General features: G+C 67.2%; 7 protein-coding genes. 3 read left to right on the top strand and 4 right to left on the bottom strand.

What is annotated here, in order from left to right:
* Positions 1-33: 33 nt before the first annotated feature.
* From H0523_RS26195 to cysS, 3 genes are read right to left on the bottom strand one after another with little or no spacing between them, the layout of a single operon-like run.
* Positions 34-999: an acetyl-CoA carboxylase carboxyltransferase subunit alpha gene (locus tag H0523_RS26195; protein WP_006390360.1), complete on the bottom strand. Its 966-nt coding sequence runs from the start codon at positions 997-999 to the stop codon at positions 34-36.
* A gap of 36 nt (positions 1,000-1,035) precedes the next feature.
* Positions 1,036-1,680 carry a DNA-3-methyladenine glycosylase family protein gene (locus H0523_RS26190; protein ID WP_006390361.1) on the bottom strand — a complete coding sequence of 215 codons (645 nt, stop codon included), beginning with the start codon at positions 1,678-1,680 and terminating at the stop codon, positions 1,036-1,038.
* Positions 1,681-1,699: 19 nt separating this feature from the next.
* Positions 1,700-3,154: a cysteine--tRNA ligase gene (gene cysS, locus H0523_RS26185; protein ID WP_054431504.1), complete on the bottom strand. Its 1,455-nt coding sequence runs from the start codon at positions 3,152-3,154 to the stop codon at positions 1,700-1,702.
* Positions 3,155-3,492: 338 nt separating this feature from the next.
* Here cysS and H0523_RS26180 point away from each other — a divergent pair, with 338 nt between their 5' ends.
* The 3 genes from H0523_RS26180 to H0523_RS26170 all read left to right on the top strand — a co-directional run bounded on the left by H0523_RS26180 (position 3,493) and on the right by H0523_RS26170 (position 5,583).
* Positions 3,493-4,176: a tetratricopeptide repeat protein gene (locus tag H0523_RS26180; RefSeq protein ID WP_054431505.1), complete on the top strand. Its 684-nt coding sequence runs from the start codon at positions 3,493-3,495 to the stop codon at positions 4,174-4,176.
* Positions 4,177-4,307: 131 nt separating this feature from the next.
* The gene (locus H0523_RS26175; RefSeq protein ID WP_026382011.1) at positions 4,308-4,817 is read left to right on the top strand and encodes a peptidylprolyl isomerase; all 510 of its coding nucleotides are present in this window, start codon (positions 4,308-4,310) and stop codon (positions 4,815-4,817) included.
* The gene (locus tag H0523_RS26170; RefSeq protein WP_054431506.1) at positions 4,810-5,583 is read left to right on the top strand and encodes a UDP-2,3-diacylglucosamine diphosphatase; all 774 of its coding nucleotides are present in this window, start codon (positions 4,810-4,812) and stop codon (positions 5,581-5,583) included. Before H0523_RS26175 ends, H0523_RS26170 begins: the two co-directional genes overlap by 8 nt.
* A gap of 89 nt (positions 5,584-5,672) precedes the next feature.
* Here the strand turns inward: H0523_RS26170 and H0523_RS26165 are convergent, their stop codons facing one another.
* Positions 5,673-6,536: an undecaprenyl-diphosphate phosphatase gene (locus tag H0523_RS26165; RefSeq protein ID WP_054431507.1), complete on the bottom strand. Its 864-nt coding sequence runs from the start codon at positions 6,534-6,536 to the stop codon at positions 5,673-5,675.
* Between the last annotated feature and the right edge of the window lie 25 nt (positions 6,537-6,561).

Here is a 6,561-nt window from a genome sequence, read left to right as displayed (position 1 = left end):
CGGCGCCGGCGCAGGCCGGCGCGCGCGCATCGCTCAGGCGCGCACTTCCTGGAAGGCGCCGTAGGACAGCACGCGTTGCACGCGCTGTTCCACGAGCTGCTCGGGCGTCAGGCCCTGCAGTTGGCGCAGGGCGTCGCCCAGCGCGCGGCGCAGCAGGCGCGCCATGACGCGCGGGTCGCGGTGCGCGCCGCCCACGGGTTCGTTGATGACGCGGTCGACCAGGCCCAGGTCCTTCAGGCGCGGGGCGATGATGGCCAGCGCCTCGGCGGCCTCGGGCGCCTTGTCGGCGCTGCGCCACAGGATCGAGGCGCAGCCTTCGGGCGAGATCACCGCGTAGGTGGCGTACTGCAGCATCAGCACCGCGTTGCCCACGGCGATCGCCAGCGCGCCGCCCGAACCGCCTTCACCGATGATGGTGACGATCACGGGCACCTTCAGCTCGGCCATGGCGTACAGGTTGTGGCCGATGGCTTCGGACTGGCCGCGCTCCTCGGCGCCGATGCCGGGATAGGCGCCCGGGGTGTCGACGAAGGTGAACACGGGAATGCCGAACTTCTCGGCCAGGCGCATCAGGCGCAGGGCCTTGCGGTAGCCTTCCGGACGCGGCATGCCGAAGTTGCGCGCGGCGCGCTCCTTGGTGTCGCGGCCCTTCTGGTGGCCGATCACCATGCAGGGCGAGCCGTTGAAGCGCGCCAGGCCGCCCACGATGGACTGGTCGTCGGCGTACATGCGGTCGCCGTGCAGTTCGTGGAAGTCGGTGAAGATTTCGCGCACGTAGTCCAGCGTGTAGGGACGCTGGGGGTGGCGGGCGACCAGCGCCGTCTGCCAAGGCGTGAGCTTGGCGTAGATTTCCTTGGCCAGCGACTGGCTCTTCTGCTGCAGACGTCCGATCTCGTCGGAGATGTCCACCGCCGAATCGGCCTGCACATAGCGCAGCTGCTCGATCTTGTTCTCAAGCTCGGCGAGCGGCTGTTCAAATTCCAGAAATGTATTGCGCATGTAGTGTGGTTCCGTAGATGGGCGACCTGGATTGCGTCAGTATTGGACCGGCGTCGGTTCCAGACTGCGCCACAGATACCAGGTTGCCACGGTACGCCAGGGTTGCCACGCCAACGAGACTTCGCGAGCCTCGAAGCGCGAGACAGGCTCGCCGCTGAAATAGTGTAGCGAGATTGCCTTGAGCAACCCAGGATCATCCAGCGGCAGAACATCGGGCCGCTGCAGATTGAAAATCAAAAACATCTCCGCCGTCCAGCGTCCGATGCCGCGGATGGCGGTCAATTCCGAAATGACGGCCTCGTCGTCCATGGCCGCCCATTTCTCGGGGTGCACCCGGCGTTCGCCGAAATGCACTGCCAGATCCAGCACGTATTCGGCCTTGCGCTGCGACAGGCCGGCCGCGCGCAGGCCTTCCAGGCCGACGCGCAGCACCGCCACCGGCGTGGGACGCTTGCCGGCGGCTTCCAGGAACTTGTCCCAGACGGCATCGGCCGCCTTGGCCGAGACCTGCTGGCCGATGATGGCGCGGGCCAGCGTCACGAACGGCGTGCCGCGCGACGTCAGCCAGACCTCGGGGTGCTGGGGAATGATCTTTTTCAGGATGCGGTCGCGCCGCATCAGGTGGGCGACGGCGGCTTCCCAATAATCCGGCTTGGGAATGTCGGTATCTGCGATGGACATGTCTGGCGTATCCAGGAGATCAGGCCCGACGCCACTGCGTCAGGCCGCCCGGCTTGTCATCGAGCTCGATACCGGCCTCGCGCAGCTCGGCGCGGATGCGGTCGGCCGCCGCGAAGTCGCGCGCCGCCTTGGCGGCCGCGCGGGCGTCGATCAGGGCCTGGATGGCGGCGGCGTCGAGTTCGGCGCGCGCGCCCTGCTCCATGCCGGCCGCCGAATAGCGGGTGGCCGACTGGAAGTAGGTCGCCGGATCCTGCTGCAGCAGGCCCAGCAGGCCGCCCAGGGCCTTGAGCTGGCCGGCGCTGCGGGCGCTCTTGCCGCGGTTGGCCTCGGAGGCCAGCTCGAACAGGGCCGCGACCGCGCCCGAACTGTTGAAATCGTCGTCCATGGCGGCCTTGAAGGCCTGCGCCTGGGGTTCGTTCCAGTCGACGCCCTGGTCGTCGGCCGCCACGTTCTGCAGCGCCTGGTACAGGCGGTCGAGCGCGTTCTGGGCGTCGACCAGGTTGTCCGGCGTGTAGTTCTGCGGGCTGCGGTAGTGGTTGCGCACGATGAAGAAGCGCACCATCTCGGCTTCGCGCGGGTTGACGCGGTAATCGGCCACGTCGGCCCCCGGCTCGCCCTGGGCGATGGTCTGGCGGATGGTGCGGAAGTTGCCGAGCGACTTGGACATCTTGTCCGAATCGACCATCAGCGGGCCGCAATGCATCCAGATATTGGCCAGCACGCCGCCGAAGGCGCCCTCGGTCTGGGCGATCTCGTTTTCGTGGTGGGGGAATTTCAGGTCGGGACCGCCGCCATGGATGTCCAGCGGCAGGCCGAGCAGCGACTTGCTCATGGCCGAGCACTCGATGTGCCAGCCCGGGCGGCCCAGGCCGTAGGGCGATTCCCACTTGGTGTCGGCCGGCTCTTCTTCCTTGGCCGACTTCCACAGCACGAAGTCGAGCGGGTCGCGCTTGGCCGAGCCCACCGCCACGCGCTCGCCGGCGCGCAGGTCGTCGAGGGTCTTGCCGGACAGCTTGCCGTAGCCCTCGAAGCCGCGCACGGCGTAGTTCACGTCGCCGTCGTCGGCCTGGTAGGCCAGGCCCTTCTGTTCGAGCTTGCCGATGATGTCCAGCATCTCGCCCACGTACTGCGTGGCGCGCGGCTCGCGGTCGGGCGAGTCCACGCCCAGCGCGCGCTCGTCGGCGTGCATGGCGGCGATGTAGAACTCGGTGACCTCGCCGATGCGGCGGCCAGTCTCGACCGCGCGGCGGATGATCTTGTCGTCGATATCCGTGATGTTGCGCACGTAATCGACCGCCAGGCCGCTGGCGCGCAGCCAGCGCTGCACCACATCGAACGACACCAGCATGCGGGCATGGCCCAGGTGGCAGAAGTCATACACGGTCATGCCACACACGTACATGCGCACCTGACCGGCCTGGGCCGGCTTGAACGGTTCTTTGGTACGCGATAACGTGTTGTAGATTTGCAGCATGGCGCTTGTGATGGTCCTGTTCTTTCCGTGGCGACCGCGGAAAAAGTTGCGCCCGAAGGACGATACCTTCGGGACTTGCCGTCCTGGTCGGGGTGGCTCGGGATGTTGCCCGGGGTTCGCCCGGGATTCGCGTCCCTCAGCGTCCGCCCCAACCAACGGGTCCGCTCCAACCAACGGGTCCGCCCCAACCGAGGGTTTTACTCATTGGTTTCGCCTATTGTCGAGCGATTGTCGAGCCAAAAACCCAACCAAGGCTAAAATGGCGGTCGTCAAGTATAGCAAGCGGCCCGGCCGCGCGCGTCAGCGCCGGCCGGCCACGACTTTTAACGGATGCCCACGTGACTATCAAGCCGCGTTTTTGCGTCACCCTGCTCGCCCTGGCCCTGGCCGGATCGCCGCTCGCCGGCGCCTACGCCCAGTCCATGGCCGGCGGCTCGGGCGAGAACCCGAACGCCAACCGGACCACCCTCGACCCCATCCCGCCCGAAGGCGGCTGGGAAGGCCTGTCGAACGTGCTCAAGGCGGTGCAACCCAGCGTTGACACGCGGCTGCAGCCGTCCGCCTCGCAGATCACCACCCACATCGAACGTCTGCTGAACCGCGGCGACAACGCCGAGGCGCTGGCGATGATCGAAAAGCGCGAAGCCGAGATCAAGGACCAGCGCGGCACCGACGTGCAGCTGATGTTCCAGCACGCCCGCGCCCTGGCCGCGCTCGACCGCAAGGCCGAGGCCATCGACATCTACACCGAGATGACGACCCGCTTCCCCGAGCTGCCGGAACCTTGGAACAACCTGGCGGCTCTATATGCCAGCCGGGGCGAACTTGAAAAAGCGCAGGACGCCCTGCAAATGGCCTTGCGCGCCGACCCGGGCTACGCCGCCGCGCGCGCCAACCTGGGCGACCTGCAACTGCTGCAGGCCCTGCGCACCTACAAGCAGGCCGCCGGCGAAGGCGTGCCGGGCATGCAGGACAAGGCCCGCGAAGTCGAAACCATGCTGAAGGATAGGCAACACAAATGATGTCTCGCTACTCCCCTCTTCACCTGCTGCGCCTGACGGCGTGCTCGTTCGCGCTGGCGTTTGCTCCGGCGCTCGTCAGCGCCGCGCCCGCGGCCGCCCCCTCCAACTCCACCTCTGAAGGCACAAAAGCCATGAGCACCAATCCCCGCGTCAAGCTTCACACCAACCAAGGCGACATGGTCATCACCCTGGACGCCGCCAAGGCGCCCAAGACCGTCGAGAATTTCCTGACCTACGTCAAGGAAGGCTTCTACAACGGCACGGTGTTCCATCGCGTGATCGACGGCTTCATGATCCAGGGCGGCGGTTTCGAGCCCGGCATGAAGCAGAAGCAGACCCATGCCCCGATCGAGAACGAGGCCAACAACGGCCTGAAGAACGACAAGTACACCCTGGCGATGGCCCGCACCAGCGACCCGCACTCGGCCACCGCGCAGTTCTTCATCAACGTCTCGAACAACGACTTCCTGAACTTCACCGCGCCCACGCCGAACGGCTGGGGCTACGCCGTGTTCGGCAGCGTCACCGAAGGCACCGACGTGGTCGACAAGATCAAGGGCGTGAAGACCGGCAACAAGGGCTTCCACCAGAACGTGCCGAACGAAGACGTGATCATCGAGAAGGCCGAAGTTCTTGAATAAGATCGTCCTGTCCGGTCCGATCTGGCTGGCCTCCGACCTGCACCTGGGGCCGGCCACGCCGGCCACCTCGGAGGCCTTCCTGGCCTTCCTGCAGGCGGCCGAGGAAGAAGCCGCCGCCCTGCTGCTGCCGGGCGACATCTTCGACGCCTGGATCGGCGACGACGTGATCCGCGCCGCGCCGCCGTGGCTGGCCACGGCGCTGACGGCGCTGCGCGCCACGGCCGGCCGCATTCCGGTGTGGCTGGGCCGCGGCAACCGCGACTTCCTGATCGGCGAGGAGCTGGCCGCCGCGGTGGGCGCCAGGCTGCTGCCCGAGCCGGCGCTGCTGCAGACCGACTACGGCGACATCCTGCTGACCCACGGCGACGAGTTCTGTACCGACGACGCTGCCTACCAGCAGTTCCGCCAGATGGTGCGCAACCCGCAATGGCAAGCCGAGTTCCTGGCCAAGACCATCCCCGAGCGCCTGGCGATGGCGCAGCAGGCCCGCGGCGAAAGCCAGATGGCCAACCAGGCCAAGTCCATGGAGATCATGGACGTCAACGCCGGCGCCGTCGAGCAGGCCTTCCGCGACCACGGCGTCACGCTGATGGTGCACGGCCACACGCACCGCCCCGCCCGCCACGTGCTGGAGGTCGACGGCGCGAAACGCGAACGCTGGGTGCTGCCGGACTGGGACTGTGACCACGTGTCGCCGCCGCGCGGCGGCTGGCTGGTCATCGACCGCGACGGACTGGAGTTCTACGACCTGGAAACGGCCGACTAGGCGGCGCGCCCGTCCTGTCCGCCCCAAGCAAAGGGCCGCGTCATGCGCGGCCCTTTCTTTTTGCCCGCCCGGCGGCGGGGCCCCGCCCTTCAGCGGGTGAAGATCCAGGCCGCCACGATGGCGCCGAACACGATGCGGTACCAGGCGAACACGCGATAGGTGTGGTTGGCGACGAAGCGCAGCACCGCGCGCACCACCACGATGGCGCTCAGGAAGGCCGCCACGAAGCCGACGGCGATGCCGGACAGGTCGTGCTGGGTCAGCAGGTCCATGTTCTTGTACATGTCGTACACGGCCGCGCCCAGCATGGTCGGCATGGCCAGGAAGAACGAGAACTCGGTGGCCGTCTTGCGCTGGATGCCGGCGATCATGCCGCCGATGATGGTGGCGCCCGAGCGCGAGGTGCCGGGGATCATGGCCAGGCACTGCGCCACGCCCACGCCCAGCGCCTGCTTCCAGGTGATCTGTTCCAGGGTGCGGGCGGTGGCGCGCTCGTCCGAGGCGGTGTCGTCGGCCGCGCCCGGCACGTCCCCGGGGGTGTGGCGGGTGCGGCGCTCCACGTACAGCATGATCAGGCCGCCCAGCACCAGCGTCACCACCACCACGCCGGGGTGGTAGAACACCTGCTTGATGGACTTGATGAAAATGGCGCCGATGACCGCCGCCGGCAGGAAGGCGATCAGCAGGTTGCGGGTGAAGGCCACCTCGCTCGCCACGCCGGTCAGCGTGCCGCGGATCAGCTGCAGCAGCCGGGCGCGGAAGATCCACATCACCGCCAGGATCGACCCCAGCTGGATCACCACCTCGAACACCTTGCCCTGGCTGGACTCGAAGTTGATCCAGTCGCCGATCAAAATCAGGTGGCCGGTGCTGGAAACCGGGATGAATTCGGTCAGCCCCTCGACGATGCCGAGGATGAAGGCCTTGATGAGATAGAGCGTGGTGTCAGTCACGATGGCGGAGTTCCTTGGGGCAATG

The organism is Achromobacter insuavis, assembly GCF_902859645.1.
GTDB classification, from domain to species: Bacteria; Pseudomonadota; Gammaproteobacteria; order Burkholderiales; family Burkholderiaceae_B; genus Achromobacter; species Achromobacter insuavis.
Note: the sequence above shows the minus strand (reverse complement) of the source record. Positions and strands in the feature narration are given on the sequence as shown.